The following is a 26,646-nucleotide window of genomic DNA, read 5'->3' on the forward strand; positions in this document are numbered from 1 at the left end:
GAAGGGGTCTCGGGGTCGGTGGGGCCGGGGGCCGCGGGGTTCGGTGGTCCGCGGGGTCAGTCCGGCATGGTGAAGGGGCGGAACCGGCGCGGCCCGTAGAGCCGCTCCAGGACCTCGTCGAGTTCGATCAGCAGGGCGAACCCGTCGGAGGGGCGCTGCCGCGCCGCCGGCAGGGCACAGCCCCTGGCGAACGAGCGCAGCTCCCGCGGCAGGCGCCCGGCGGTGACGTACTCGATGCACCGGGTCGCCATGTAGATGTCGGTCCGCACCGAGGCGGGGCCGCGTTCGGCCACCTCGGACGGGTAGAGGTCCTTGCGGTGGGGGACCATCGCGGGGATGTGCGGGGCGGTGCGCGCGGCGTGCGCGGTGACCGAGTAGCACCAGTCGACCAGGACCAGGCCGTGCTCCCCGGGGTGGATCAGCACGTGTTCGGGCACCACCGCCCCGTGCACCACCCCGGCCCGGGAGGCCGCGTCGACCGCCACCAGCAGGCGGCGCCACATCCACGCGGCGTCGCGCGGGTCGACGCCGTCGGGGTGGGCGCGGCGCACATCGGCCAGGCTGTGGAAGCCGTCCAGCCGGTCCAGCACGTTGGCCCTGCGCTCGACCCCGGTCGCGGCGTCGCGGTGGCGGATCGACTCCAGCAGCCGGGGGAAGAACGCCCGCGCCTCCTCCGGCCCGCGCTCGCGGATCCGCTCCAGGGCGGTGGCCTCGGCCTCCATGAGGTCGTTGTCGCGCGGGGACCGGGGCACCTTGATCACGGCGTCGCGCCAGTCGCCGTCCCGGTAGCGGACGGGGTACAGGTCGGCGACGTCGCCCGAGGCCAGGGGGGAGGACCCCACGTGGTAGCCGCGGGCGGCGGTCACCACCACGTGGTCGTCGAACCCGATCCGGCCCCGGACGGCCTCCTGGTAGCGCGTCCACATCCCGGTCAGCCGGGTGAACAGCGCGGCGTCGCCCCCGGGGGTGTCGGGGTGCAGCAGGCGGGCGAGCCGCCGGTGGGCGGACGAGGCCGCCGCGGGCACGGTGTCGTCGGCGGGCAGCGGCCCGAACAGGTCGGACGGGTCGCGGGCGGTGAGGACGGCGCGGGCGGCCTCCTCGACGGTCATCGGGACCTCCACGGGGGTCATGGGGCGCTCCTGAGCAGCGGCGGGTGCAGGGCGGCGGTGCCGCCCGCCCGGTACAGGCGGGGGCGGCGGCCCCCGCCGGAGCCGCCGCGGTCGGCGAGCTCCCCGGTGTCCCGGACGAAGCCGGGGGCGGCGAGGATCTTGCGGTGGAAGTTGGCGGCGTGCAGGGACCGGTCCCACACCGCCTCGTACACCTCGCGCAGGTCGGTGATGGTGAACACCGGCGGCAGGAACGCGGTGGCCAGGGAGGTGTACTCCAGCTTGGCGCGGGCCCGCTCGACGGCGTCGGCGATGATCCGCGCGTGGTCGAAGGCGGGCTCGTACCGCGCGGTGCCGCCGTGCCCGAGGTCGCGCCAGGGGACCCAGGCGGCCTCGGCGGTGTCGCGGCCCTGCTCGGGGTCGGGCAGGTCGGGGGCGAGCAGCATGTACGCCACCGAGAAGACCCGCATGCGGGGGTCGCGGCCGCGGGCGCCGTAGGTGCCCAGCTGCTCCAGGTGCAGGGTGGTGGGCAGGGCGGTCTTCTCGGCCAGGACGCGCAGCGCGGCGTCGGGCAGGTCGGGGTCGGCGGGCCCCCGGGGGTCGTCCTCGGCCCGGACGAAGCCGCCGGGCAGCGCCCACCGGCCCTTCTGCGGGCTGGCGCCCCGGCGGACCAGCAGCACCAGCGGCTCCCGGGCGCGGATGGTCATCGCCACGACGTCGACGGTCACCGCGACGGGGGCGTAGGCGTGCGGGTCGTAGGCGGCCAGGAACTCCCGTTCGTCCGCGTCCCGCCGCATCCCGTCGTCCACCATGGTCGGTCCAGTTCTTCTCAGAGTGAGTTTTTCTCGCTTCGAGAAGAACTTAGCACGGCCCCCGCCGCGGAGTCCACCCCCTTTTCCCGGCCGGGCCGCCCGGTCCGGTACGGTCGGTCCGGCGGAAGGGGAGAGCGTGGAGAGCCTGGCGGACCTGGTGGGACCGGGCGCGACCGTCGCCCTGGGCGACGGGTTCGGCGCCCCGCGGAGCGTCACCGCCGACCTGTGCGCGGCCGCCGCGCGCGCCGGCGGCGTCCGCCTCGTCCTGGGCTGGGTCCCCGAGGCCGACCCCGGGCTCGACCCCGCCGCGTTCGCCGACGCCCGCACCGTCATGCCCGGCTGGGGCCTGCGCGACCACGTCGACCGCGGCCTCATCGCCCACCCGCCGGTGCGCATGTCCGCCGTCCCCGCCCTGCTGCACGGCCTGTGGCGTCCCGACCTGCTCGTCGCCTCGGTGGTCCCGGTGCCCGGCGGGTACGCCTTCGGCAGCGAGGCCGGCTGGCTGCGCACCGCCGTCGAGGCGGGCGCCCTGGTCGCCGGGGTGGTCTCGCCGAACCTGCCCCGCGCCGACGCCGGGCCGCCGCTGCCCGCCGACCGCGTCGTCGTCATCGGGGAGAGCGACCGCACCGCCGGGACCCTGCGCCCCTCGCCCACCGGCCCCGACCAGGCCGCCATCGCCCGCCACCTGGCGCCCCTCATCCCCGCCGGCGCCCGCCTCCAGCTCGGCTTCGGCCCCGTGCCCGCCGCCCTGGCCGCCGAGCTGCGGGTCCCCGTGCGCATCGACTCCGGGCCGCTGCCCGAGGCCGCCGTCGACCTCGACGAGCGCGGCCTGCTGCTGGGCGACCCCGTGGGCATGTACCTCGTCGGCGGCCCGCGCCTGCACGCCTGGGCCGACGGCCGCCCCCTGCTGCACTCCGTGGAACACGTCCTGGCCCCCGGCCGCCTGTCCGCCGACCCCTTCGTCGCCGTCAACACCGCGGTGGAGATCGACCACGACGGCCAGGTCAACGTCGAGGGCACCGCCCGGGGCGTGCTCGGCGGCATCGGCGGCCACTCCGACTACGCCGCGGCCGCCACCCGCTCCGTCGGCGGGCTCAGCGTCATCGCCGTCCCCACCCGCCACCGCGGCCGTTCCACCCTGGTCGAACGCCTCTCCCGGCCGGTCACCACCCCCTCCCAGGACGTGGAGGTCGTGGTCACCGAGCGCGGCGTCGCCGACCTGCGCGGCCTCTCCCGGGCCGAGCGCCGCGCCGCCCTGGCCGACCTGTGGGGGACCGGCCGCGCCTGAACGCCCCCGCCCCGTCCCCGGGCCCCGGTACGCTCGACCGGCACGGCCCCCGAGACACGCCGGGCCGGGCGCGGGACTCCTGTCGTCCCGCGGCATTAGCATGGTGCGAACGAACGTTCGAGAAAGGTGTGGGGCGCGTGCGCGTGCTGGGAATCGACCCGGGGCTCACCCGGTGCGGCGTCGGCGCCGTCGAGGGCGCCATCGGCCGCCCCCTGAGCCTCATCGGCGCCGACGCCATCCGCACCTCCCCCGACGAGGACCTGCCCCAGCGCCTGCTGGGCGTCGAGCGCGGCATCGAGCGCTGGCTCGACGAGGTCCGCCCCGACGCCGTCGCCGTCGAGCGGGTCTTCGCCCAGCACAACCTCAGCACCGTCATGGGCACCGCCCAGGCCAGCGGCATCGCCCTGGTCTGCGCCGCCCGCCGCGGCCTGCCCGTCGCCCTGCACACCCCCAGCGAGGCCAAGGCCGCCATCACCGGCAGCGGCCGCGCGGACAAGGCGCAGGTCGGCACCATGGTCGCGCGTATCCTCGGACTCGACGGCCCGCCCCGCCCCGCCGACGCGGCCGACGCGGTCGCCCTGGCCATCTGCCACATCTGGCGCGGCGGCGCCCAGGCCCGGGTGGCCCAGGCACAGCAGGACTTCGCCCGCAAGGTCGAACTGGCCCGCCGCGCCCGCGGCGCCCGCCCCTAGGGAAGGAGAAGGGCACCCGGTGCCCCCATGACATGATCGCGTTCCTCACCGGCCGGGTGGCCGCACGCGGCGCCGGCAGCGCCGTCATCGACGTCGGCGGGGTCGGCATGTCCGTGCAGTGCACCCCGAGCGCCCTGTCCCGCCTGCACGTGGGGGAGACCGGCACCGTCGCCACCAGCCTCGTCGTGCGCGAGGACTCCCTCACCCTCTTCGGATTCGCCGACGACGACGAGAAGCACCTGTTCGAGCAGCTCCAGACCGCCTCCGGGGTCGGCCCCCGGCTGGCCCTGGCCATGCTCTCGGTGCACAGCCCCGACTCCCTGCGCCACGCCGTGGCCACCGAGGACACCAACGCCCTGACCCGGGTCCCGGGCATCGGCAAGAAGGGCGCCCAGCGCATCGTCCTGGAGCTGCGCGGGAAGATCGACCCGCCCGTCTTCACCGACGGCACCCTGCCGCCGGTCCCGGACGGCGCCGGGGCCGGGCCCAACGGCGCCTGGCGCACCCAGGTGGTCTCCGGCCTGGTCAACCTGGGCTGGTCCGCCAAGGACGCCGAGGCCGCGGCCGCCGCCGTCGCGCCCCAGGCCGAGGAGACCGCCGACGTCGCCGTCCTGCTGCGCAGCGCCCTGCGCACCCTCAGCCGCGCCTAGGAGGGCCCACCGTGTACGACGACCACGACCGACCGACGGGACCGGCGGACCGGGACCTCCCCGGGCCGTACGCCCGGGAGGCCGTCTCCTCCGAGGCCGGAGCCGACGAGCGCCGGCTGGAGGGCGCCCTGCGGCCGCGCGCGCTCGACGAGTTCGTCGGCCAGGAACGGGTGCGCGAACAGCTCTCCCTGGTCCTGGACAGCGCCCGCAAGCGCAACCGCGCCCCCGACCACATCCTCATGTCCGGCGGCCCGGGCCTGGGCAAGACCACCCTGGCCATGATCATCGCCGCCGAGCTGGGCTCCCCCCTGCGCATCACCTCCGGCCCCGCCATCGAGCGCTCCGGCGACCTGGCCGCGGTGCTGTCCACCCTCCAGGAGGGCGAGGTGCTGTTCCTGGACGAGATCCACCGGATGGCCCGCCCCGCCGAGGAGATGCTCTACGTCGCCATGGAGGACTTCCGGGTCGACGTGGTCGTGGGCAAGGGACCCGGCGCCACCGCCATCCCCCTGGAGATCGCCCCCTTCACCCTGGTCGGCGCCACCACCCGGGCCGGGATGCTGCCCGCCCCGCTGCGCGACCGGTTCGGGTTCACCGCCCACATGGACTTCTACTCGGCCGAGGAGCTGGAGCGCATCCTGCACCGCTCGGCCGGGCTGCTCGGCGTCCCGCTGGCCGAGGACGCCGCCCGCGAGATCGCCGGGCGCTCGCGCGGCACGCCCCGCATCGCCAACCGGCTGCTGCGCCGGGTCCGCGACTACGCCGAGGTGCGCGGCGACGGGATCATGTCCCTGGACACCGCCCGCGCCACCCTGGAGCTGTACGAGGTGGACGCCCTGGGCCTGGACCGCCTCGACCGCGCCATCCTCGACGTGCTGCTCCGCCGCTTCCGCGGCGGCCCGGTGGGCCTGTCCACCCTGGCCGTGTCGGTGGGGGAGGAGGCCGAGACCGTGGAGGTGGTCGCCGAGCCGTTCCTGGTCCGCTCCGGGTTCCTGGCCCGCACCCCGCGCGGCCGGGTCGCCACTCCGCTCGCCTGGGCCCACCTGGGGCTCACACCCCCGCCGGACGCCGCCTTCGGCGCGGCCGCCGCGGCCCAGGGCGGCGGCACCACGGGTTCCGGCGGTGCCAACGGAACCAACGGCAACGGGTCCTCGGGCACCCCCTGAACCGCCCCGGCGCGGGTCGCGGCCGCCTCCGGAGGCGGGGTGCGACCGTTAACACTCCGATCCGCGCCGGTTGGGGAACGGTGACCGGCGACACGTAAGCTGTGACGGACCGACGGAGATACGGGGTGACACCCCGGTCCGGAGAGTGCGTTCCGGCACCGAAGGAACGCATCGGCCGCCCGGAACGTTGTAGCCACCGGGTGCCGTGCGGGCCGAACACGTCCGACCGGCACGAACAGGGTGGCCGCCGCGTCGACCGCGCCGCCGGCCACAGACGAAGACTTCAGGAAGGACGCCCCGTGCAGGGCCTTTACCAACTCGCCGACGGAGCCGCGCCCGCGGGCGGAGGAATCCTCTCCTCGCTCCCCATGATCGCCCTCATCCTCCTGGTGTTCTGGCTGCTCATCTGGCGGCCCAACCAGAAGCGGCGCCAGCAGGAGGCGCAGATGCAGAGCGCCCTCGTCCCCGGGGTCGAGGTCATGACCAAGGCGGGTATCTACGGCACCGTCGTCGAGGTCCAGGACAACGACGTGATCCTCGAGATCTCGCCGGGCACCCGGATCCGCATGCTCAAGCCGGGCATCGGTGAGATCCTCACCCCGCAGGCCGACGACACGCCGGTCGAGGACCGCCCCGACTTCGGCGACGACGACCCCAAGCCCAACAACTGACGGCCGCCGCACGCGCCCCGTGGCGATACCGCCCCGGGGTCGGCGGCCCGGCGCGCCGACGCGCGGATCCTCCGGTACCGGCCCCCACCGGGGCCGGTACCGCCGTGTGCGGCCGCCCCAGCGGCCGCCCCCGCAGGAGCGCCGGCACCGCACGGCACGGACGTGCCGCAACGACAGCCACCCCGGAACACCAGTAAGGTCCACACCGCACCATGGCCCACGACGACACCCCCGCGGACACCGCCGCCGCCCCGGACCTGCTCCTGGGCCGCATCCGCGACATCCCGGACTTCCCCAAGCCCGGCATCCTGTTCAAGGACATCACGCCGCTGCTCAACGACCCCGCGGCGCTGGCCGCCACCGTCGCCGGCCTCGCCGAGCCCTTCCGGGACGCCGGCGTGGACCACGTGGTCGGTCTGGAGGCCCGCGGATTCATCTTCGGCGCCCCGGTGGCCCTGGCGCTCGGCGCCGGGTTCGTCCCCGCGCGCAAAGCCGGGAAACTGCCCGCGGCCGTGATCGAGCAGCCCTATGATCTGGAGTACGGGACCGCGACCGTGGAGATCCACGCCGACGCGGTCACCGAGGGCTCCCGGGTGCTCATCGTCGACGACGTGCTGGCCACCGGGGGCACCGGGCGGGCCGCGGTGGACCTGGTCCGCAAGGCGGGTGGTACGGTCGTGGGATTCTCCGTCCTGATGGAGCTCACGGCTCTCGGGGGGCGCGAGAGGCTGTCCGACGTGGAGCCGCACGCCCTCCTCTCGGTCTGAGAGACCCGCCCGCACCCGCCGACCCGACGTCCGGCGTACCGGGATCCGGCGTACCGGAGGCCCCCTGAGCCCGCGGCCGCCGACCGCGTCGCCGCGCGTCAGCGCCGGTGGGAGGCGGGCGGGGGACACTAGACTGGACGGGGAGCGGCACCGCGGCCGTGATCGGCGACCGGACCTGAAGATACGCACGTGCACCGGAGAAGCCGGGCGACGCCGACCGCCCGTACGATCCGGGCGGAACCGCGGGAGGTAGGCATGCCAGGCGAAGTGGTCCCGACCGGGGAGGTAACCGGGAACGGGACGCGACAGGACGCCGCCCGCCCCGGGACCGACGGGAACGCCCCCACGACCGACGACCGCCAGGAGGGCGCCGCCACGGCGGCGCCCTCCACCGCATCCACGCCCTCCACCGTGCGGGTCCGCAGGAGACTCGCCCGACTCGGCGCCCAGCGGGGAGTGACGATGAACCCGGTGCTGGAACCACTGATCAAGACCGTGCGCGCCACCCACCCCAAGGTGGACGTGCGGCTCATCGAGCGCGCCTACGAAGTGGCCGCCCACCACCACCGGGACCAGAAACGCAAGAGCGGCGACCCCTACATCACCCACCCGCTCGCCGTCGCCACCATCCTCGCCGAACTCGGCATGCAGGAGGCCACCCTGGCCGCCGCCCTGCTGCACGACACCGTCGAGGACACCGGGTACACGCTCGGCGAGCTGCGCGCGGACTTCGGCGACGAGATCGCCGAGCTGGTCGACGGCGTCACCAAGCTCGACAAGGTCAAGTACGGCGAGGCCACCCAGGCCGAGACCGTCCGCAAGATGGTCGTGGCCATGGCCCGCGACATCCGCGTGCTGGTCATCAAGCTCTGCGACCGGCTGCACAACATGCGCACCCTGCGCTACCTGCCCTCGGTCGCCAAACGAGAGAAGAAGGCCCGCGAGACCCTGGAGATCTTCGCCCCCCTCGCCCACCGCCTGGGCATGAACACCATCAAGTGGGAGCTGGAGGACCTGGCGTTCGCCACCCTCTACCCCAAGCGGTTCGACGAGATCGCCCGCCTGGTGTCCGAGCGCGCCCCCCGCCGCGACGTGTACCTCCAGGAGGTCATCGAGGCGGTCTCCGGCGACCTGCGCGAGTCCAAGATCAAGGCCACCGTCAAGGGGCGGCCCAAGCACTACTACTCGATCTACCAGAAGATGATCGCCCGCAACGTCGGCTTCGACGAGATCTACGACCTCATCGCCGTGCGGGTGCTGGTGGACAGCGTCCGCGACTGCTATGCGGCCCTGGGGACCATCCACGCCAGGTGGAACCCCGTGCCCGGGCGGTTCAAGGACTACATCGCCATGCCCAAGTTCAACATGTACCAGTCGCTGCACACGACGGTCATCGGACCCTCGGGCAACCCGGTGGAGCTGCAGATCCGCACCCGCGCCATGCACCGGCGCGCCGAGTACGGCATCGCCGCCCACTGGAAGTACAAGGAGGACCGCAACAGCGGCGGGACCGCGGCCACGCCCAAGGGCGGCTCCGACATGGCGTGGCTGCGCCAGCTCATCGACTGGCAGCAGGAGACCAAGGACCCCGGCGAGTTCCTGGAGTCGCTGCGCTTCGACCTGTCGGTGCAGGAGGTGTTCGTCTTCACCCCGCAGGGCGACGTCATCTCGCTGCCGCAGGGCGCCACCGCGGTCGACTTCGCCTACGCCGTGCACACCGAGGTCGGCCACCGCACGGTGGGCGCCCGGGTCAACGGCCGCCTGGTGTCGCTGGAGACCGAGCTGCACAACGGCGAGACCGTCGAGATCATCACCTCCAAGGACCCCGACGCCGGGCCGAACCGCGACTGGCTCGACTTCGTCAAGAGCGCCCGCGCCCGCAACAAGATCCGGCACTGGTTCACCAAGGAGCGCCGCGAGGCCGCGATCGAGCAGGGCAAGGAGGAGATCGCGAAGGTCATGCGCAAGCAGGAGCTCCCGGTCAAGCGCCTGTTCAGCGGGGAGTCCATCGTCGCCCTGGCCGACGAGCTGCGCTATCCCGACGTGGACGCCCTGTACGCGGCGGTGGGGGAGCGGCAGGTCAGCGCCCAGAACGTGGTCGCCAAGCTGGTCGACTCCATGGGCCTGGCCGACGACCACCCCGAGGACATCGCCGAGCCGGCGCTGCCCGCCAAGGCGCCCCGCCAGCGCCAGCCCGGCAACCCGGGCGTGGTCGTGGAGGGCGACGCCGACGTGTGGGCGCGCCTGTCCAAGTGCTGCACGCCGGTGCCCGGGGACGACATCGTCGGCTTCGTGACCCGCGGCAACGGGGTGTCGGTGCACCGCGCCGACTGCGTGAACATCGCGACCCTGGACCCCGAGCGCAAGGTGCGGGTGGACTGGTCGCCGACGGAGGACTCGCTGTTCCTGGTGGCCCTCCAGGTGGAGGCGCTGGACCGGGCCCGGCTGCTGTCGGACATCACCCGGGTGCTCTCGGACCAGCACGTCAACATCCTGTCGGCGACGGTGCAGACCAGCCGGGACCGGGTCGCCCAGAGCCGGTTCACGTTCGAGATGGCCGACCCCGCCCACCTGGGCAGCGTGCTGCGCGCGGTGCGCAACGTGGACGGCGTCTACGACGTGTACCGCGTCCGCAACTGACCGCCCGGGCGGGCGCCGCGGGCGTCCGCCCTCACCCGTCGGCGCGCCGCCCGTGGACGGTCATGCCGCTCGTCAGGGTCAGGGCCCAGGGCTCGTCGACCCCGTCCAGGTCCAGGGCGGTGATCAGGTGGCACATCAGGCCCATGGCCATGAAGTACCGGACCTGCTCCCGGGTGCCGCCGGACAGCTCGTGCACCAGGGTGACCGTCGAGGCGTACCCGCGCCGCATGCACTCCCGGACCTCGGGGACGTCGGCCGCGCTCTGGGCGTGCACCTGGAGCATGAGCAGGTCGCGGTCGGCGATCAGCTCCGCGTAGGAGTCGCCCATCGCGGCCAGGACCTGGGCCGCGGGGGCGCCGGGCGCCTTCTCCGCGCCCTCGCGCAGGGCCTGTTCGATGAGCCCGAAGCAGCGGTCCAGCGTGGCCGTGAACAGGCCCAGCTTGCTGCCGAACAGCCGGAAGACGTAGGCCTGCGAGATCCCGGCCGCGTCGGCGATCTCCGTCACCGGGGTGGCGTGGTAGCCGCTCCGGGCGAAGACGGGCACCGCGTGCCGCAGGATCGCCGCCCTGCGCGCCTCGGCCGTGGAACGGCCCGCTTCGGTAACGCTCATGTAAGTGAGTACACACTCATGAACGTCCGGTGTCAATCCGAACGGCGGCCCCGGCCCGCGAGGGGCCGGGGCCGCACCTCAGATGCGGATCGTCGTGGACCGCACGATCTGGAACACCGGGTGCCGGTGCGCCTCCGCCTCGAAGGCCTCGGCCGGCGCGTCCGGCGGGGCCTCGAAGTACGGTGCCACCACCAGTGCGCGGGGGTGGTCCACGTACTCGCGCAGCACCGGGGCCGCCTCCGCGGCGTCCAGTTCGCGCACGCTGACCAGCTCGATCCAGCCGCCCTTGCGCAGCGTCGCGAACCCGTCCGCGCGGATGTTGCGCACCCAGTCGACCTCCCCGTAGGGGGCGACCAGGAACCGGCCCTCGTTGTTGTCCACGAGGTTGATCGGGACGGTGCGCAGGAAGCCCGTCCTGCGCCCCCGCGTCGTGAGCAGGTACGTGTCGGGCGGGCACACCCCGTACTTGACGAAGCCGCCGAGCGCCGCGTTGAGCACCCGTCGGCCGCGCGTCATCTCGAACCGCTTCGCCGGTTCGTCCACCATCTGGCTACTCCCTCGATCGCTTGCCCCCCATTGTGGTGGTTGCCCGGGGGGAACGGCAGGCCGGAGGTCACCGGAAGGCCGAGATGCCGGTCACCGCCTGTCCGATGCTCAGCGCGTGGATCTCCTCGGTGCCCTCGTAGGTGGCCACCGTCTCCAGGTTCACCATGTGCCGCATCACCGGGTACTCCAGCGTGATCCCGTTGGCCCCGTGCACCGACCGGGCCGCCGCGGCCACCCGCTGGGCCGCGGCGACGTTGGCGAACTTGCCGAAGCTGACGTGGTTGTGGTGGGCCAGCCCCCGGTCCTTGAGCCGCCCGATCTGGAGGGCGGTCAGATCGGCGTGGCCGACGTCCACGACCATGTCGGCGAGCTTGCGCTGAGTCAGCTGGAAGCCGGCGATCGGCCTGCCGAACTGCTCGCGGGTGCCCGCGTACTCCAGCGCCGCCTCGTAGCAGGCGCGGGCCGCGCCCGCCGCGCCCCACACGATCCCGTAGCGGGCCTCGTTGAGGCAGGACAGCGGGGAGCCCAGCCCGCGCGAGCCCGGCAGGACCGCGTCGGCGGGCAGCCGGACCCCCTCCAGCACCAGCTCGGAGGTGATGGAGGCGCGCAGCGACAGCTTCCTGTGGACGACGTTGGCGGTGAACCCGGGGGTGTCGGTGGGCACCGCGAACCCGCGGATGCCCTCGTCGGTGGCGGCCCACACCACGGCGACATCGGCGACGGACCCGTTGGTGATCCACATCTTGGTGCCGTCGAGCACCCAGTCGGAGCCGTCCCGGCGGGCGCGCGTGCGCATCGAGCCCGGGTCGGAGCCGGAGTCGGGCTCGGTCAGGCCGAAGCAGCCGATGGCCTCGCCCGCGGCCATGCGGGGCAGCCAGTGCTCCTTCTGCTCCTCGGAGCCGTACTTGTGGATCGCGGCCATGGCGAGGGAGCCCTGCACGGACACGAAGCTGCGCAGCCCCGAGTCCACCGCCTCCAGCTCGCGGCAGGCCACGCCGTAGGCGACGGCGCTGGAGCCGCCGCAGCCGTACCCCTCCAGGTGCATGCCGAGCACGCCCAGGTCGCCGAACGCCTTGGCCAGGCCGCGCGGGTCGGGCAGGGTGCCGGCCTCGAACCAGTCCGCCACGTGGGGCAGCAGCTCGCGGGCGGCGAACGCCCGGACCGCGTCGCGCACGTCGCGCTCGGTGTCGTCCAGTCCGGCGTCCACGGCCAGGAAGTCGCGGGGGTCCGGGGCGGGTGCCTTGCGGTCGCTCATGGGTTTCCTTTCGGGTGCTGTTGGACGGCGCCGCGTTCGACCATCGCGTCGATCAGGTCCGCGGCCAGGCCCAGTTCGGTGAGGATCTCCCGGGAGTGCTGCCCCAGCAGGGGCGGCGCGGTCAGCGGGGGAGGCGTGTTCTCCAGCCGGAACCCGGCGCGGACCTGCTCCAGGAGGCCGGCGGTGGGGTGGTCGACGGTGCGCAGCACGTCGTCGCCGCGGGCGTCGGCGGTACGCAGCGCGTCCAGCACCCCGCGGACCCGGCCCACGGGCACGCCCGCCGCCAGCAGGCGCTCGGCCCAGTGGTCGGCGGACCGGGAGCGCAGGGTCGCGCTGATCTCCCCGACCAGCTCCCCGCGGTGCTCCACCCGGCCCGGGTTGGTGGCGTAACGGGGGTCCGCGGCCAGGTCGGGCCGCTCCAGCGCCTCGCACATGCGCAGGTAGAGCGCGTCGTTGCCGGCGGCGATGACGAGGTCGGCGTCGGCGGTGGGGAACGCCTGGTAGGGGACGATCGTGGTGTGCGCGTTGCCGACCCGGGCGGGCTCGGCCCCGGTCACCAGCGCCTGCTGGGTGAGGTTGACCAGTCCGGACAGGGTGGAGTTGATCAGGGACGCGCTGACCTCCTCGCCCCGGCCGGTGGCGCGGGCCCGCATCAGGGCGCCCAGGATGCCCACCGCGGCGTTGAGCCCGGTGAGCACGTCGGTGAGGGCCACCCCGACCTTGCTGGCCGGGCCCTCGGCGGGGCCCGTGGTCCCCATCAGGCCGCTCTCGGCCTGCACCACGATGTCGAACCCGGGGCGGCCCGCGGGCTCGTGCTCGGGCCCGAACCCGCTCACCGAGCAGTACACGACCGCCGGGTTGCGGGCGCTGACGTCGGCGTAGCCCAGGCCCAGGCGGTCGATGACGCCGGGGCGGAAGTTCTGCACCACCACGTCGGCGCCCGCGCACAGCTCCTGGACGGCGGCCCGCCCGTCGGGGTCCTTCAGGTCGACGGCCAGGCTGCGCTTGTTGCGGTTCACCGACAGGAAGTAGGCGGCCTCCCCGCCCGCCCAGGGCGGGCCCCAGGCGCGGGTGTCGTCGCCCCGGCCGGGCTGCTCCACCTTGATCACCTCGGCCCCCATGTCGGCCAGGAGCATGGTGGCGTAGGGGCCGGCCAGGACCCGGGACAGGTCGGCGACGCGCACCCCGGTCAGGGGCAGGGGTTGAGGCACGGACAACGGGTTCACTCCTCGCCGCTCGGCAACTGGTGGTCGTCCCTGAGCTGGTAGTAGCTCTCCAGGCAGCGGCGCAGCGCGGTGGTGAGGGCGGCCCCGGACTGGCCCGCGTAGCGGGTCTGCACCCGGCGCACCAGTTCGGCGATGTCCTCGGTGACCGACTCGCCCTCGACCAGGGCCCGGAAGAAGTCCTTGGCCAGGTCGGTCAGGAGCGTGGTGTCGGCGGCGACGATCCGGCCGTCGGCGGTGTCCACCGCCAGGACGACGCCCAGGCGCTGGTACTGCGAATGGCTGGCCACGGAGTCGGGCAGGCGGGCGTAGCCGGAGATCAGGACGACCCGGGGATTGCGGAAGACCTGCTGCATACGGTCGTGCACGTACGTCACCTCTTCGATCGCGGGCATGCGAAAACTCCGATGCTCTGGAGTCTCGCGCCTGGGAGGCGTCCGGGGGGAACCGGACACCCGCGACGTGAGGGCAGATGCGGACCAGTATGGCGCGCCCGTTCCCCGGCTGTCGAGCGGGGAGGCGCGAAAGGGTGTCCCGGGCCACAGCCGGACCGCCCTGTTGCGTTCCGCGAGCGCTGTGTTAACCTGCGTCGCAGGTCACGAGTACCAGCGCGAAGCCCCGGCTCGCTGGTCGGCAACCCTCCTTCCGCGGTGGGGTGCCCCGGGTGAGGACCAGGTCCCGACACGACCGTGTCGGACAAGCGCGGACCCTTGGCGCTGCCCCACCGGCACCCGTGGGTCCCACGACCCGCAGAAGAGGTGTGCCATGACCGTCGTCACTCCCATCGGCTCCGCCCGCTCCGCCCAGCCCGACCTGGGCCGGTGCACGATCGTCACCGCCGATGAGGGTGTCCCCCTGGTCTCCGGCGAGCGCGTCGAGTACGCCAACCTGGACTACGCGGCCAGCGCCCCCTGTCTGACCCCGGTCGCCGAGGCCCTGGCGGCGGCCCTGCCCTACTACGCCAGCGTGCACCGCGGCGCCGGCCACCACTCCCGGGTCAGCACCGAGGCCTACGAGCGGGCCCGCCGCTCGGTGGCCCGCTTCCTGGGGGTGCGCGCCGAGCCCGCCGACGCGGTGGTCTTCGTGCGCGGCACCACCGACGCCCTCAACCTGCTGGCCCGCGCGGTGCCGCAGGGCTGCACGGTGGTCGTGTTCGAGTCCGAGCACCACGCGAGCCTGCTGCCCTGGGAGCACCCGGCCTCCCGCGCCGGGTCGGTCGTGCGCCTGCCGCTGCCGGAGTCCCCGCGGGCGGCGGTCGACGCCGCCCGCGCCGCACTGGCCGCCGCCCCGCGGGGGCCGCGCCTGCTCTGCGTCACCGCCGCCTCCAACGTCACCGGCGAGATCTGGCCGGTCGAGGAGCTGGTGGCGGCCGCCCACGCCGAGGGCGCCCGTGTGGTGGTGGACGCCGCGCAGTACGCCCCGCACCTGCCGTTCAGCCTGTCGGCCACCGGCGCCGACTACGTGGCCCTGTCCGCCCACAAGCTCTACGCCCCGTTCGGGTCGGGCGTGCTGGCCGGGCGCGCCGACTGGCTGCGCGAGGCCGCGCCCTACCTGTCCGGCGGCGGCGCCACACGGCTGGTCACCGAGGACGACGTGGTGTGGAACGACCTGCCGGCCCGGCACGAGGCGGGCAGCCCCAACGTGCTGGGAGCGGTCGCCCTGGCCGCGGCCTGCGACACCCTCACCCCCCGCGTGCAGGAACTGCTGCACATCCACGAGACCTCGCTGGTGGAGCGGCTGCGCGCGGGACTGGCCGGGATCGACGGCGTGCACGAGCTGTCCCTGTGGGACGAGGACCACCCGCGGGTGGGCATCGTGTCGTTCGTCGTGGACGGGATCCCCGCCGACCTGCTCGCGGCGGCGCTGTCGGCCGAGTACGGCATCGGCGTCCGCGACGGCCTCTTCTGCGCCCACCCGCTGACCCGCCACCTGCTGCCCGCGGGCCACGGCCAGGCGGTCCGGGCCAGCCTGGGCGTCGGCACCACGCGGGAGCACGTGGACCGGCTCGTCGGCGCGGTCGCCGACCTGGTCGAGCACGGCCCGCGCTGGGAGTACGCGGACGCGGACGGACGCCTGGTCCCGGTGCCCGACCCCCGCTGACGCCCCGCCCCGCCGGGCCCCCTGCGGCGGGGCGGCCCTCCCGCCGCCCCCGGGACGGGAGGTCTCCGATCGGGGGCGCCGCCCGCGGGCGGCGCCCCCGATGTGCCTTTCAGGACCTACGCCTCGGAATCCCTGGGGTCACAAGGCGCAACAAACGACGAAATAGGGCACATAACACACAGGGGTGTGCCGGGAATCACTTTCCCAAGGGGTAGCATCAGGCCCTGATGGCATGGCGCGGTGCCGCGGACCCGACCGGTCCTGCCGACGGCGCGCCGGCCTCCCACGAGCGGACCGGCTGGGGGAGCGTGATCGTGACGGACGTCCGAGGCAACGAGGCGGGACCGCTCAGGGGCGCCCACCGCGAGCCGGTGCGCCGACCCGCCCGCGGATCCGGCGTCGTCGACCTGCGCGGCAGGCCCCCGCGCCCGAGCCCGGAGCCCGACGAGGCCGCCCGCCGCCACACCGCGTTCCTGGACCGGGTGACCGCCTACCTGTGCGCGGACGCCGGGACCGGCCAGTTCGTCGACTGGGGCTGCCCGGTGCCCGGCCTGGCCGCCATGGTCCGCGCCCACCGGCCCGGCGCCCGCGTCGTCCACGTCGCCCCGCCCGGGGTCGCCGGGACCCTCGCCTCCTCCGACGGGGCCGTGGTCTCCTCCGAGGGCGGCCCCTCCGCCGCCCTGCACCGCCTCGCCACCTCCGGGCTCGTCGACCTCGACGAGCCCGTCGCCGTTCTCATGACCCGGCCCTTCCCCGCCGACGCCCCGCCCGGGGGCATCGCCGACCTGTACGGCCTGCTGCGCGGCGGCGGCCACCTCGCCCTGGCCTCCACCGCGCCCCACCAGGTGCTGCTGCGCGCCCTGGCCCCCTTCCACCCCGTCGAACCCGGGGCCGCCGACCTGGTGTGGTGGCCCTATCCGGACGAGGACGTGGCGGCCCGCGGCAGCGGGATCCTGGGCGCGCTCGGCCGCGCGCCCGCACGGGGCGGGGGCGGGAACCGATGGCGACGCTGAACTGGACGGGCGAGATCCTGGCGCAGCTCCAGTTCTACTGGGACTTCTCGCTGTGGCCCCGGCTGGAGGGGCTCACCGACGCGGAGTTCCACTGGGAGCCCGCCCCCGGCGCCTGGGGCGTGCGCCCCGGCCCCGACGGCCGCTTCCGCCCCGACCGGACGAGTCCCGAGCCCGACCCGCCGCCGGTCACCACCATCGCCTGGCGGCTGGGCCACATCGTCGTCGAGGTCCTGGAGCTGCGCGACGACCGCCACTTCGGCCACGGCGCCCTGCACGGCGTCGAATGGCCCGGCACCGCCGACGGCGCCCGCGAGCGCCTGCGCCTGGCGTACCTCTCCTGGTCCGACCACGTCCGCTCCCTGGACGAGGAGGGACTGGCCGCCCCGGTCGGCGGCGCCGAGTCCCCCGAGTGGTCCGACTTCCCCATGGTCGCCCTCGTCCTGCACGTCCAGCGCGAGGTCATCCACCACAGCGCCGAGATCTCCCTGCTCCGCGACCTCTACCGCGCGGGCCCACGGTGACCCCGTGCCCTAGACGACGTGGAGGGGGTCGACGCGGATCTGGGCCAGGTGCTCCTCGCGGCGGGCGCTGCGGGCGGCCGCGGCGGCCTTGAGGGAGCGGGCCAGGGGGCCCACCCCCGCCCGGGACACCCGGAGCAGGGCGCGCTCGGTGGTGTCGGTCCCGCCCGGCCCGGCGGGGCCCCCGCGGTCGGGCCCGACGGGCACCGGGCCCAGCAGCTCCACGCCCTCGGGCAGCTCCACCTGGTCCAGGAGCTCGCGCACGTGTTCGGGGCCGCCGGTCACCGAGGCCATCGACACCGCCGGGGGGAACCCCAGCTCGCGGCGGTCGGCCAGCTCGCGTTCGGCGAACCCCGCCGGGTCCCAGCGCACCAGCGACTGCACCACCGGCGACGACGCCTCGGCGCACACCACCACCGTGCCGCCCGGGCGCACCAGCGCCGCGGCGCTCAGCCACCGCCGCAGCGTCTCCTCGGCCGCCCGCAGGTCCAACCGGTTGAGCAGCGCCCAGCCGTCCAGCAGCACCGCCGCCGCGTACCCGCCCTCGGCCACCGGTTCGGCCCCCGGGGTGGCCACCACCAGCGACGGCGTCCCCGGCACCGCGGGCAGCACCTCGTCGCGGCCGGAGGTGCGCACCGCCACCGACGGGAACGCCCGCCCCAGCTCCTCGGCGGTGCGCCGGTCGCCCACCACCACCGCGCGCATCCGGTTCACCCCGCACTCGGGGCACGCCCACGCGCCCGCCACCCGGCCGCACCACCCGCAGGAGGGCAGGGCGTGCGAGCCGCGCACCGCCAGCGGCCCGTGGCAGGCGTCGCAGCGCGCGGGCTCCCGGCAGCCCGCGCAGGCCAGCGTCGCCAGGTAGCCGCGCCGCGGCACCTGGAACAGCACCGCGCCCTCCCGGGACGCCTGCCGCGCCACCCGCAGCGCCAGCCCCGGCAGCCGCGCCGAGCGCGCCGCCCCGTCCCGTTCCAGCTCGCGGTCGTCCCCCGCGGCCCGCACCACCGGGGCGCGCCTGCGCAGCACCGCCCGGTCGGCGACCAGCTGCCCGGCCCAGCCCGAGTCCACCAGCATCTGGGCGTCGGTGGTCCGGGTGTGCCCGCCGATCAGCGCCCCCGCCCCCGCCCGGTGGGCGCGCATCGACAGCACCGTGCGCGCGTGCGGGTAGGGGGCGTGCGGGTCGGCGTGCACGTCGTCGCCGTCGTCCCACAGCACCACCAGGCCCACGTCGCGCACGGGGGCGAACGCCGCCGCCCGGGTGCCCACCACCACCCGCACCCGGTCGCGCAGCACCGCCAGCCACCGCCGGTACCGCTCGGCGGGACCCAGCCCGGCGGTCAGCGCCACGTGCCGGTCCGGACCCAGCACCGCGGTCAGCGCCGCGTCCACCCGCTCCACGTCGCGCCCGTCGGGCACCACGACCACGGTGCCCCGCCCGGCGGCCAGCGCGGTGCCCGCCGCCACGGCGATCGCCTCGGGCCAGTCCGGCCCCGGCAGCGCGTTCCACACGGCCCGGGGCGCCCTCCCCGCGGCCAGCTCCGCCAGGAACGCCGGGCCGTCGGGGTAGTCCTCCCACGGCCCCGCCCCCGGTGCGGCGAACCCCCCCTCGGCGCCCCCGGCGGGCTCCTCCTTCTCGGCCCGGGCGTGCCGGGGCGGCACCGCCAGCCGCAGCACGTCGCTCAGGGTGCCCGCGTACCGGTCCGCGACCGCGCGGGACAGCCCCAGGACCTCGGGGGTGAGCACCGGCTCGGGGGAGACCACCGAGTCCAGGTAGGCCAGCCGGCCGGTGAACTCCGACGCCTCCACCCGCTCGGCCAGGAACCCGGCCAGCTTCCGGTTGTTGAACCTCACCCGCACCCGGCAGCCCGGCACCGCGGCCTCGTCCATGTCGGCGGGCACCCGGTAGTCGAAGTACCGGTCCAGGTGCGGCAGCGGGGTGTCCACCACCACGCGCGCGACCGGCAGCCGCTCGGCGGGCGTGCGCGGGGCCGGGCGGCCGGACCGCTTCTTCTCCTGCTTCTTCTCCGCCGGGGGCGCGGCGGGAAGCTCGAAGAGGACCCCCTCGGGTCCGGTGGGCTGGGATGTCATCACCCTCTGGTGTACCAGAACCCGGCGACACCGGCCGTGGGACGCCCGGTACGGCTGGTAGAACTGGGAACCGCGGCGGTGGGCCGCGGACCGCACAGCCAGGGGGGACCCGCATGAAACTCGTCTTCGCCGGAACACCGCAGGTCGCGGTTCCGTCCCTACAGGCGCTGATCGACTCCGACCACGAGGTCGCCGCCGTCGTCACCCGCCCCGACGCCCGCTCCGGGCGCGGGCGCAAGGTGGCCCCCAGCCCGGTCGCCGAGCTCGCCGAGAAGGCGGGCATCGAGGTCCTCAAGCCCGCCAAGGCGGGCGACCCCGACTTCCTGGCCCGCCTGGCCGAGATCGCCCCCGACTGCTGCCCGGTGGTCGCCTACGGGGCGCTGCTGCCCCAGGCCGCCCTGGACATCCCCCGACACGGCTGGGTCAACCTGCACTTCTCCCTGCTGCCGGCCTGGCGCGGCGCCGCCCCGGTCCAGCACGCCGTCCTGCACGGCGACGACGTCACCGGGGCCTCCACGTTCCGGATCGTCAAGGAGCTGGACGCCGGCCCCGTCTACGGCACCCTCACCGAGGCCGTGCGCCCCACCGACACCAGCGGCGAACTCCTGGAGCGGCTGGCCGACGCGGGCGCGGGGCTGCTGGTCCGCACCGTCGACGGCATCGCCTCGGGCGAGCTGTCCCCGGTCCCGCAGCCCGACGCCGAGGTCTCCTACGCCTCCAAGCTGGAGCCCTCCGACGCGGAGGTCGACTTCACCGCCCCGGCCCAGCGCGTCGACCGGCTGGTGCGAGCCTGCACGCCCGCCCCCGGCGCCTGGACGACCTTCCGCGGCGCACGGCTCAAGCTCGGCCCCCTCGTCCCCGTCACCGACGCCGACACCCCGGCCCTGGACCCGGGCCGCCTGCACGCCGACAAGAAGCGGGTCCTGGTCGGCACCGCCACCCACCCGGTGCGGCTGGGCGAGGTGCAGCCCCAGGGCAAGCGCGCGATGAACGCCGTGGACTGGGCCCGTGGCGTGCGTCCCACCGCGGATGACCGCCTGGGCGACTGAGCTGCCGTAGGCTCGACCGGGTGGGGCCGCGCCCCACCCGGTCACGTCCTTCAGGCCCAGGAGCAGCACACCTTGAGCGAGCAGTCCCGATCCCCGTACCGCCGTCCGCGCCGCGGGCCCCGCCCAGGCGGGGCACGGTCCGGCGGGGCCCAGGGCGCTGCCGCGAAGCCCGGCGCGCCCCGCGACCCGGCCCGCCGGGTCGCCTACGACGTCCTGCGCGCGGTCCAGGACCGCGACGCCTACGCCAACCTGCTGCTGCCCTCCCTGCTCAACGAACGCGGCATCGCCGGCCGCGACGCGGCCCTGGCCACCGAGCTGACCTACGGCACGCTGCGCCTCCAGGGGACCTACGACGCGATCATGGAGACGTGCGTGGACCGCACCCTGGCCTCCGTGGACGCCGAGGTGCTGCCGCTGCTGCGGCTGGGCGCCCACCAGCTGCTGTCCACCAAGATCCCGCCGCACGCCGCCGTCAGCGCCACCGTGGACCTGGCCCGCCGGGTGGTCGGCCGGCACCGGGCCAGGTTCGCCAACGCCGTCCTGCGCAAGGTGTCCGCCCGCGACCTGGACGAGTGGACCGGGGTCGTGGCCCCGGACCGCGCCGTCGACCCCAGCGGGTACCTGTCGGTGGTGCACAGCCACCCGCGCTGGATCGTCAAGGAGCTGGCCCGCGCCCTGGGGGAGCGGTCCAAGACGGGCCTGGTGGAGACCGAGCGCCTGCTCGCCGCCCACAACGAGCGCCCCAGGGTGACCCTGGTGGCCAAGCCGGGCCGCGCCACCGTCGAGGACCTGGTCGCGGCCGGGGCCGAGCCCACCCCGTACTCGCCGTTCGGCGCGCGGCTGACCGAGGGCGACCCGGCGGCGATCCGCGAGGTCCGCCAGGGCCGCGCCGCGGTCCAGGACGAGGCCAGCCAGCTGGTGGCGCTCGCCCTGACCCGGGTCGACGTCCAGGGCCGCGACGAACTGTGGCTGGACATGTGCGCGGGCCCCGGCGGCAAGGCCGGGCTGCTCGCCTCGCTGGCCGGGCGGCGCGAGGCCCGCCTGGTGGCCTCGGAGGTCCAGCCGGCCCGCGCCGGGCTGGTCGCGGGCGCGGTGCGCCGCGCCCCGCGCGACGCCGGCCGGGCGATCGCCGCCGACGGCACCCGGCCGGCCTGGCGCCCCGGGACGTTCGACCGGGTCCTGGCCGACGTGCCCTGCACGGGTCTGGGCGCGCTGCGCCGCCGCCCCGAGGCGCGCTGGCGGCGCACCGGGGACTCCGCGGCCGAGCTCGCCCCGCTCCAGCACGATCTGCTGGTCAGCGCCGTGGAGTCGGTGCGGCCGGGCGGGGTGGTGGCGTACGTGACGTGTTCCCCGCATCTGGACGAGACCGACGCGATCGTGCGCCGCGTCCTGGCCGAGCGCGACGACCTCACCCTGCTGCGCGCCCCCGACCTACTGGACGAGGTGCCCGGCCTGGCGGCGGGGGAGGACGGGAACTACGCGCAGTTCTGGCCGCACCGGCACGGCACCGACGCCATGTTCCTGGCCCTGCTGCGCCGGAACTGACGCGGCGCCCGGCGGCGCTCCCGCCCGGAGCGCCGCCGGGCTTTCCCGGCAGAACCGGACAAGCGTGATCTACATCGTCAAGTTGGTGCTTTTCGCGAAAGCACCCAGGTCCGACCGGACGCCCCGGCACCGCGGCCGCCACCGCCCTGGCTACACTGCCAGGCGTGGCAATCCAGATCTCACCCAGCATCCTCAGCGCCGACTTCGCGCGCCTGGCCGACGAGGCCGCCGCCGTCCCCAACGCCGACTGGCTGCACGTCGACGTGATGGACGGGCACTTCGTCCCCAACCTCACGCTCGGCCTGCCCATCGTCGAGTCCCTGCTCAAGGCGACCGACACCCCCCTGGACTGCCACCTCATGATCGAGGACCCCGACCGCTGGGCGCCCGCCTACGCCGAGGCCGGGGCGGGCAGCGTCACCATCCACGCCAAGGCCGCGAGCGCCCCCGTGCGCACCCTGCGCGAGATCCGCCGCCTGGGCGCCCGCGCCGGGCTGGCCCTCAACCCCGCCGAGCCGGTCGAGCCCTACGCCGACCTCGTGGGCGAGATGGACATGCTCCTGCTCATGACCGTCGAGCCCGGCTTCGGCGGCCAGAAGTTCCTCGACCTGGTCCTGCCCAAGATCCGCCGGGCCCGCGAGATCCTCGACGGCCGCGAGGCCTCCGTCTGGCTCCAGGTCGACGGCGGTGTCGGTGACGAGACCATCGAACGCGCCGCCGAGGCCGGGGCCGACGTCTTCGTCGCCGGGTCCGCCGTCTACGGCGCCCAGGACCCCGCCAAGGCGATCGACTCCCTGCGCGCCCAGGCCGTCGAGGCCGCCGCCCGGGGATAACGATCCCGGTGCGGCCGGGAACCCGACTGGCCACCGCCCCGCCGCACCCCCTAGGCTGGCGCACCGTAGTCGTCGATTCAGCTTGGTCGCGGCTCCGTCTTCCCCCCGCGCCGGCGGTCTGGGGGAGCGGCGCGGCGTGAGCACGTAGCCAAGCGCGGACACCTGGGGTGCGCGCTGTGATCATGGACGTGCTGTGGGACGCGGAGACCGCGCCCATCGAGTGGCTCCAGGGCCTGGCCGACTGGCCGGTCCTGCCGTTGACCGCCGTCACCGGCCTCGGTGCCCAGGCGGTCGTCATCCCCCTGCTGGCGCTGGTCTTCTGGTGCGTCAGCCCCGGCCTGGGCGGCCGGCTGCTGGTCCTGGCCATCTCCTCGTCGGTGGTCAACCACCTGCTCAAGCTCTTCGTCCACGGGTCGCGCCCCTCCTGGTACAGCGCGCAGATCACCCAGCACACGAGCGAGTCGAGCTTCGGCATGCCCTCGGGGCACGCCCAGGGCGCCACGGTGGTCCTGGGGTACGCGGGGATCAGGTCCGGCCGCCGCGGGCTGCTGTGGGCCGCGCTCGCGCTGGCCGCCCTCATCTGCTTCTCCCGCGTCTACCTGGGCGCGCACTTCATCAGCGACGTCGTCGTCGGCGTCCTGCTGGGGGCGCTGATCCTGTGGGCGTTCCTGCGCTGGGAGGACCGCGTCCTGGCCTGGTGGCGCGGGCTGCCGACGGCGCGCTGGGCGTCCCTCGCGGTCGCGGCGGCGCTGGTGCCCTGCGTCCTGGCCGCCCTGTGGCGCTACACCGCCCGCGGCGACTGGACCGTCCCCGCCGAGTGGATCGGGGCCGTCCCGCCCGACCCGGCCGGGTACACCCTCTCCGGCGTCTACTCCACGTCGGGCGCGCTGCTGGCCGTCCTCGTCGGGCTCACGCTGCTGGACCGCCGCGGCTGGTACTCGGCCCGGGGGCGGATCGGCGCGCGCGCCGCCCGGTTCGTCCTGGGCCTGTCCGTGGTCCTGTGCATCGAGGTCCTCTCCCGGCTGCTGTCCGGGCCGCTCACCGGGATGGCCGACGCCGTCGCCTCCTTCGCCGCCTCCGGCGCGATCCTGTTCTGGATCACCTTCGGCGCGCCGGAGCTGTTCGTGCGCAGCGGGCTGGCGGAGCGCCCCGGCACGCCCCCCGGCCAGGGCGGACACGCGCGGGACCGGCTGGACGACCTGCCCGGGGCATGATCCCCATCACACGAACTATGCGCTGTTGCTACTGCGGCGTTAAGATCGTTGGCGTCTCAGACATCAGTTGAGAATGCGTGCTCCGGGGTCGGTGAAAGTCCGAACCGGCGGTGACAGTCCGCGACCCGGCCGAGTCCATCGGCCGGTTGAACCGGTGGAATTCCGGTACCGACGGTGAAAGTCCGGATGGGAGGCAGCACGCGTCGGGACGGTCTGTGCGCCGTGGTGCCCCCGTGCCCGCGGCCCTTCGCCGACCCGCCGTGGACGCATGTTCCGCACACGCCCCGGAGCCGTACCAGGCTATTGGGAAGGCAAGGGCGTGTTCACAGGAATCGTGGAAGAGCTCGGCGAGGTCGTCTCCCTCACCCCCGCGGGCACCGCGGGCGAGGCCGTGCGGCTCACCGTGCGCGGCCCCCTGGTCTCCTCCGACGCCGGCCACGGCGACTCCATCTCCGTCAACGGCGTGTGCCTGACCGTCGTCGACCGCGGCGAGGGCACCTTCACCGCCGACGTCATGAAGGAGTCCCTGGACCGCTCCTCCCTGGGCTCCCTGGCCGCCGGCTCCCCGGTCAACCTCGAGCGCGCCGCGCGCGTCGACTCGCGCCTGGGCGGGCACATCGTGCAGGGCCACGTGGACGGCACCGCCCGCCTGATCTCCCGGAATCCGGGCGACAACTGGGATGTTCTACGGTTCGAGCTGCCCGCCGGGCTGTCCCGGTACGTGGTCGAGAAGGGGTCGATCACGGTCGACGGCACCAGCCTGACCGTGTCGGCCGTCAGCGACCCGGGCGCGGCCCGGGGGTTCTTCGAGGTCAGCCTCATCCCGGAGACCCTGCGCGCCACCACTCTGGGCTCCCTGGCCGTCGGCGCCGCCGTGAACATCGAGGTCGACGTGGTCGCCAAGTACGTGGAGCGCATCACCGCTGTGGCCGCCGCCGAGGGCCGCGCGCACACCTGACCCCCGCCGGAGCGGACCCCGACGGCCCGCCACCGATCCCACACCACACCCACCGACACCTGGAGCGGGAATGACCGTCACCGACACCACCCCGGCCGCGGCCGACGCCGAGCGGCCCGTGGTCCTCGACCCGATCGAGGACGCCATCGCCGATTTCGCCGCCGGACGCGCCATCGTGGTGGTGGACGACGAGGACCGCGAGAACGAGGGCGACATCATCTTCGCGGCCGAGCTCGCCACCCCCGAGCTGCTGGCGTTCATGATCCGCTACACCTCCGGCGTGGTCTGCGTGCCCATGGAGGGCCCGGACCTGGACCGGCTCGACCTGCCGCTGATGACGGCGCGCAACGAGGAGAGCCTGCGCACCGCCTACACCGTGACGGTGGACGCCCGCGAGGGCGTCAGCACCGGCATCTCCGCCGCCGACCGGGCGCACACGATCCGCCTGCTGGCCTCCGCCGGGAGCCGCCCCACCGACTTCGTGCGCCCCGGGCACATCCTGCCGCTGCGCGCCCGTCCGGGCGGCGTGCTGGCCCGGCGCGGCCACACCGAGGCGTCGGTGGACTTCGCCAGGCTGGCCGGCCTGCGCCCCGCCGGCGTGCTGGCCGAGGTGGTCGAGGACGACGGCACCATGGCGCGGCTGCCGCGCCTGCGCGAGTTCGCGGACGAGCACGGCCTGAAGCTGGTGTCGGTGGAGCAGCTGGCCGCGTACCGCCTGGCGCTGGGCGAGTCGCTCACCGAGGAGGAGGCCCACCCGCCGCTGGTGACCCGCCTGGTGGAGACCCGTATGCCCAACCGGTACGGGCAGTGGCGCGCCGTCGGGTTCAAGGGCACGGCCGACGGCGCCGAGCACGTCGCCCTGGTCATGGGCGACCTGGGGGACGGCACCGACGTCCTGGTGCGGCTGCACTCGGAGTGCCTGACCGGCGACGCGTTCGGGTCGCACCGCTGCGACTGCGGCCCGCAGCTGGACGCGGCCATGGCCGACATCGCCCGCGAGGGCCGCGGCGTGCTCGTCTACCTGGGCGGCCACGAGGGGCGCGGCATCGGGCTGCTGCACAAGCTGCGCGCCTACGCCCTCCAGGACGAGGGGATGGACACCGTCGACGCGAACCTGCGGCTGGGGCTGCCGGCGGACGCCCGGGAGTTCGGCGCCGGGGCGCAGATCCTCGCCGACCTGGGCGTCTCCTCCGTGCGGCTGCTGTCCAACAACCCGGAGAAGGCCCAGGGCCTGGAGCGGCACGGGGTGCGGGTCAAGGAGCGGGTGCTGATGCCCGCGTTCCTCACCGCCGACAACGCCGCCTACCTGCGGACCAAGCGCGACCGGATGGGGCACGACCTGTCCGGCGTCACCGACTGACCCACGAGAACGAGACGACTGGAGCGAAGAAGCGATGAGCGGTGAAGGACGCCCGCAGGGGCAGGACGTCGACGCCTCCGGCATGTCGGTGGGCATCGTGGTGACCCGGTGGAACGCGCCGATCGTGGAGCCGATGCTGGCCAACGCGCTGGCGGTGGTCAAGGGGTCGGGCGCCGCCGAGCCGGTGGTGGTCCGGGTGGCCGGGGCGGTCGAGATCCCGGTGGTGGCCCAGGAGCTGGCCCGCCGCCACGACGCGGTGATCGCGCTGGGCGCGGTCATCCGCGGCGGGACCCCGCACTTCGAGTACGTGTGCCAGTCGGTGACGCAGGGGCTCACCGAGGTGGCGCTGCGCCAGTCCACCCCCGTGGGCAACGGCGTGCTGACCTGTGACACCCTGGAGCAGGCGCGGGACCGCGCCGGCCTGCCGGGCAGCGCGGAGGACAAGGGCGCCGAGGCGGCCCTGGCCGCGCTGGAGGCGGCCGTGGTCCTGCGCGGACTGCGGAGCTAGGCCGTTCGGGGAGTGGGGGTCACGAGTGCGGACG

At 75.0% G+C, this 26,646-nt stretch carries 25 protein-coding genes and 2 riboswitches; of the genes, 17 read left to right on the forward strand and 8 right to left on the reverse strand.

Annotated elements, in window-relative coordinates; translation table 11 throughout:
• Positions 1–56: 56 nt before the first annotated feature.
• The gene (locus ABZ249_RS10315; protein WP_355260038.1) at positions 57–1,130 is read right to left on the reverse strand and encodes a molecular chaperone DnaJ; all 1,074 of its coding nucleotides are present in this window, start codon (positions 1,128–1,130) and stop codon (positions 57–59) included.
• Positions 1,127–1,918 (reverse strand): NUDIX domain-containing protein, encoded by a 792-nt coding sequence (locus ABZ249_RS10320; protein ID WP_355260041.1) that lies wholly within the window; start codon positions 1,916–1,918, stop codon positions 1,127–1,129. The genes ABZ249_RS10315 and ABZ249_RS10320 overlap by 4 nt, the downstream gene beginning before the upstream one ends.
• A gap of 136 nt (positions 1,919–2,054) precedes the next feature.
• Between ABZ249_RS10320 and ABZ249_RS10325 the strand changes: the two genes are divergently transcribed.
• The 7 genes from ABZ249_RS10325 (at position 2,055) to ABZ249_RS10355 (ending at position 9,792) form a co-directional block, all read left to right on the forward strand.
• Entirely contained in the window at positions 2,055–3,206 is a 1,152-nt protein-coding gene (locus ABZ249_RS10325) for an acetyl-CoA hydrolase/transferase C-terminal domain-containing protein (RefSeq protein ID WP_355260044.1), read from the forward strand.
• Positions 3,207–3,343: 137 nt separating this feature from the next.
• Entirely contained in the window at positions 3,344–3,898 is a 555-nt protein-coding gene (gene ruvC / locus ABZ249_RS10330; protein WP_220562549.1) for a crossover junction endodeoxyribonuclease RuvC, read from the forward strand.
• 32 nt (positions 3,899–3,930) lie between these two features.
• Positions 3,931–4,548: a Holliday junction branch migration protein RuvA gene (gene ruvA, locus ABZ249_RS10335; RefSeq protein WP_355260047.1), complete on the forward strand. Its 618-nt coding sequence runs from the start codon at positions 3,931–3,933 to the stop codon at positions 4,546–4,548.
• A gap of 11 nt (positions 4,549–4,559) precedes the next feature.
• Positions 4,560–5,714, forward strand: a complete 1,155-nt coding sequence (gene ruvB, locus ABZ249_RS10340) for a Holliday junction branch migration DNA helicase RuvB (protein ID WP_355260050.1) — start codon at positions 4,560–4,562, stop codon at positions 5,712–5,714.
• A 299-nt stretch (positions 5,715–6,013) separates the two neighbouring features.
• Entirely contained in the window at positions 6,014–6,385 is a 372-nt protein-coding gene (yajC, locus tag ABZ249_RS10345) for a preprotein translocase subunit YajC (RefSeq protein ID WP_220562546.1), read from the forward strand.
• Between the two features lie 212 nt (positions 6,386–6,597).
• On the forward strand, positions 6,598–7,152 hold the full coding sequence (locus ABZ249_RS10350) for an adenine phosphoribosyltransferase (protein ID WP_355260053.1): 555 nt from the start codon (positions 6,598–6,600) through the stop codon (positions 7,150–7,152).
• A 462-nt stretch (positions 7,153–7,614) separates the two neighbouring features.
• A complete protein-coding gene (locus ABZ249_RS10355; RefSeq protein WP_355260269.1) occupies positions 7,615–9,792 on the forward strand; it encodes a bifunctional (p)ppGpp synthetase/guanosine-3',5'-bis(diphosphate) 3'-pyrophosphohydrolase in 2,178 nt (725 codons plus the stop codon).
• 31 nt (positions 9,793–9,823) lie between these two features.
• Here ABZ249_RS10355 and ABZ249_RS10360 read toward each other — a convergent pair whose 3' ends face one another.
• The 5 genes from ABZ249_RS10360 to ABZ249_RS10380 form a co-directional block, all read right to left on the reverse strand.
• The gene (locus tag ABZ249_RS10360) at positions 9,824–10,402 is read right to left on the reverse strand and encodes a TetR/AcrR family transcriptional regulator (RefSeq protein ID WP_355260056.1); all 579 of its coding nucleotides are present in this window, start codon (positions 10,400–10,402) and stop codon (positions 9,824–9,826) included.
• Positions 10,403–10,480: 78 nt separating this feature from the next.
• Positions 10,481–10,948 carry a nitroreductase family deazaflavin-dependent oxidoreductase gene (locus ABZ249_RS10365; RefSeq protein WP_220562543.1) on the reverse strand — a complete coding sequence of 156 codons (468 nt, stop codon included), beginning with the start codon at positions 10,946–10,948 and terminating at the stop codon, positions 10,481–10,483.
• A 67-nt stretch (positions 10,949–11,015) separates the two neighbouring features.
• Entirely contained in the window at positions 11,016–12,203 is a 1,188-nt protein-coding gene (locus tag ABZ249_RS10370) for an acyl-CoA dehydrogenase family protein (protein WP_355260059.1), read from the reverse strand.
• The gene (locus tag ABZ249_RS10375; protein WP_355260062.1) at positions 12,200–13,414 is read right to left on the reverse strand and encodes a CoA transferase; all 1,215 of its coding nucleotides are present in this window, start codon (positions 13,412–13,414) and stop codon (positions 12,200–12,202) included. Before ABZ249_RS10375 ends, ABZ249_RS10370 begins: the two co-directional genes overlap by 4 nt.
• A gap of 11 nt (positions 13,415–13,425) precedes the next feature.
• Positions 13,426–13,782, reverse strand: a complete 357-nt coding sequence (locus ABZ249_RS10380; protein ID WP_220565262.1) for a DUF3870 domain-containing protein — start codon at positions 13,780–13,782, stop codon at positions 13,426–13,428.
• A 238-nt stretch (positions 13,783–14,020) separates the two neighbouring features.
• A riboswitch (SAM riboswitch) is annotated at positions 14,021–14,135 on the forward strand.
• 56 nt (positions 14,136–14,191) lie between these two features.
• Between ABZ249_RS10380 and ABZ249_RS10385 the strand changes: the two genes are divergently transcribed.
• From ABZ249_RS10385 to ABZ249_RS10395, 3 genes are all read left to right on the forward strand, one after another.
• Positions 14,192–15,526 carry an aminotransferase class V-fold PLP-dependent enzyme gene (locus ABZ249_RS10385; protein WP_355260065.1) on the forward strand — a complete coding sequence of 445 codons (1,335 nt, stop codon included), beginning with the start codon at positions 14,192–14,194 and terminating at the stop codon, positions 15,524–15,526.
• 227 nt (positions 15,527–15,753) lie between these two features.
• Entirely contained in the window at positions 15,754–16,539 is a 786-nt protein-coding gene (locus ABZ249_RS10390) for an SAM-dependent methyltransferase (RefSeq protein WP_220562539.1), read from the forward strand.
• Complete coding sequence (locus tag ABZ249_RS10395) at positions 16,527–17,060, forward strand: DinB family protein (protein WP_355260068.1); 534 nt, start codon at positions 16,527–16,529, stop codon at positions 17,058–17,060. Before ABZ249_RS10390 ends, ABZ249_RS10395 begins: the two co-directional genes overlap by 13 nt.
• Positions 17,061–17,069: 9 nt before the next feature.
• Here the strand turns inward: ABZ249_RS10395 and ABZ249_RS10400 are convergent, their stop codons facing one another.
• Positions 17,070–19,145, reverse strand: coding sequence for a primosomal protein N' (locus ABZ249_RS10400; protein WP_355260071.1), 2,076 nt, complete (start codon positions 19,143–19,145; stop codon positions 17,070–17,072).
• 113 nt (positions 19,146–19,258) lie between these two features.
• On the opposite strand from ABZ249_RS10400, the gene fmt reads away from it, so the two are divergent.
• From fmt to ribH, 7 genes are all read left to right on the forward strand, one after another.
• Entirely contained in the window at positions 19,259–20,194 is a 936-nt protein-coding gene (fmt, locus tag ABZ249_RS10405) for a methionyl-tRNA formyltransferase (protein WP_355260074.1), read from the forward strand.
• A 72-nt stretch (positions 20,195–20,266) separates the two neighbouring features.
• A complete protein-coding gene (locus tag ABZ249_RS10410; protein ID WP_355260077.1) occupies positions 20,267–21,739 on the forward strand; it encodes a transcription antitermination factor NusB in 1,473 nt (490 codons plus the stop codon).
• Between the two features lie 164 nt (positions 21,740–21,903).
• Entirely contained in the window at positions 21,904–22,572 is a 669-nt protein-coding gene (gene rpe / locus ABZ249_RS10415; protein ID WP_355260080.1) for a ribulose-phosphate 3-epimerase, read from the forward strand.
• A gap of 167 nt (positions 22,573–22,739) precedes the next feature.
• Positions 22,740–23,786, forward strand: coding sequence for a phosphatase PAP2 family protein (locus tag ABZ249_RS10420; protein ID WP_355260083.1), 1,047 nt, complete (start codon positions 22,740–22,742; stop codon positions 23,784–23,786).
• 73 nt (positions 23,787–23,859) lie between these two features.
• Positions 23,860–23,990: riboswitch (FMN riboswitch) on the forward strand.
• 115 nt (positions 23,991–24,105) lie between these two features.
• A complete protein-coding gene (locus tag ABZ249_RS10425) occupies positions 24,106–24,744 on the forward strand; it encodes a riboflavin synthase (RefSeq protein ID WP_355260086.1) in 639 nt (212 codons plus the stop codon).
• Positions 24,745–24,814: 70 nt separating this feature from the next.
• A complete protein-coding gene (locus ABZ249_RS10430; protein WP_220562531.1) occupies positions 24,815–26,104 on the forward strand; it encodes a bifunctional 3,4-dihydroxy-2-butanone-4-phosphate synthase/GTP cyclohydrolase II in 1,290 nt (429 codons plus the stop codon).
• A gap of 34 nt (positions 26,105–26,138) precedes the next feature.
• The gene (gene ribH, locus ABZ249_RS10435) at positions 26,139–26,612 is read left to right on the forward strand and encodes a 6,7-dimethyl-8-ribityllumazine synthase (protein WP_220562530.1); all 474 of its coding nucleotides are present in this window, start codon (positions 26,139–26,141) and stop codon (positions 26,610–26,612) included.
• The last annotated feature ends 34 nt before the right edge of the window (positions 26,613–26,646 follow it).

Source organism: Nocardiopsis sp. NPDC006139 (genome assembly GCF_040614155.1).
GTDB lineage: Bacteria > Actinomycetota > Actinomycetes > Streptosporangiales > Streptosporangiaceae > Nocardiopsis > Nocardiopsis changdeensis.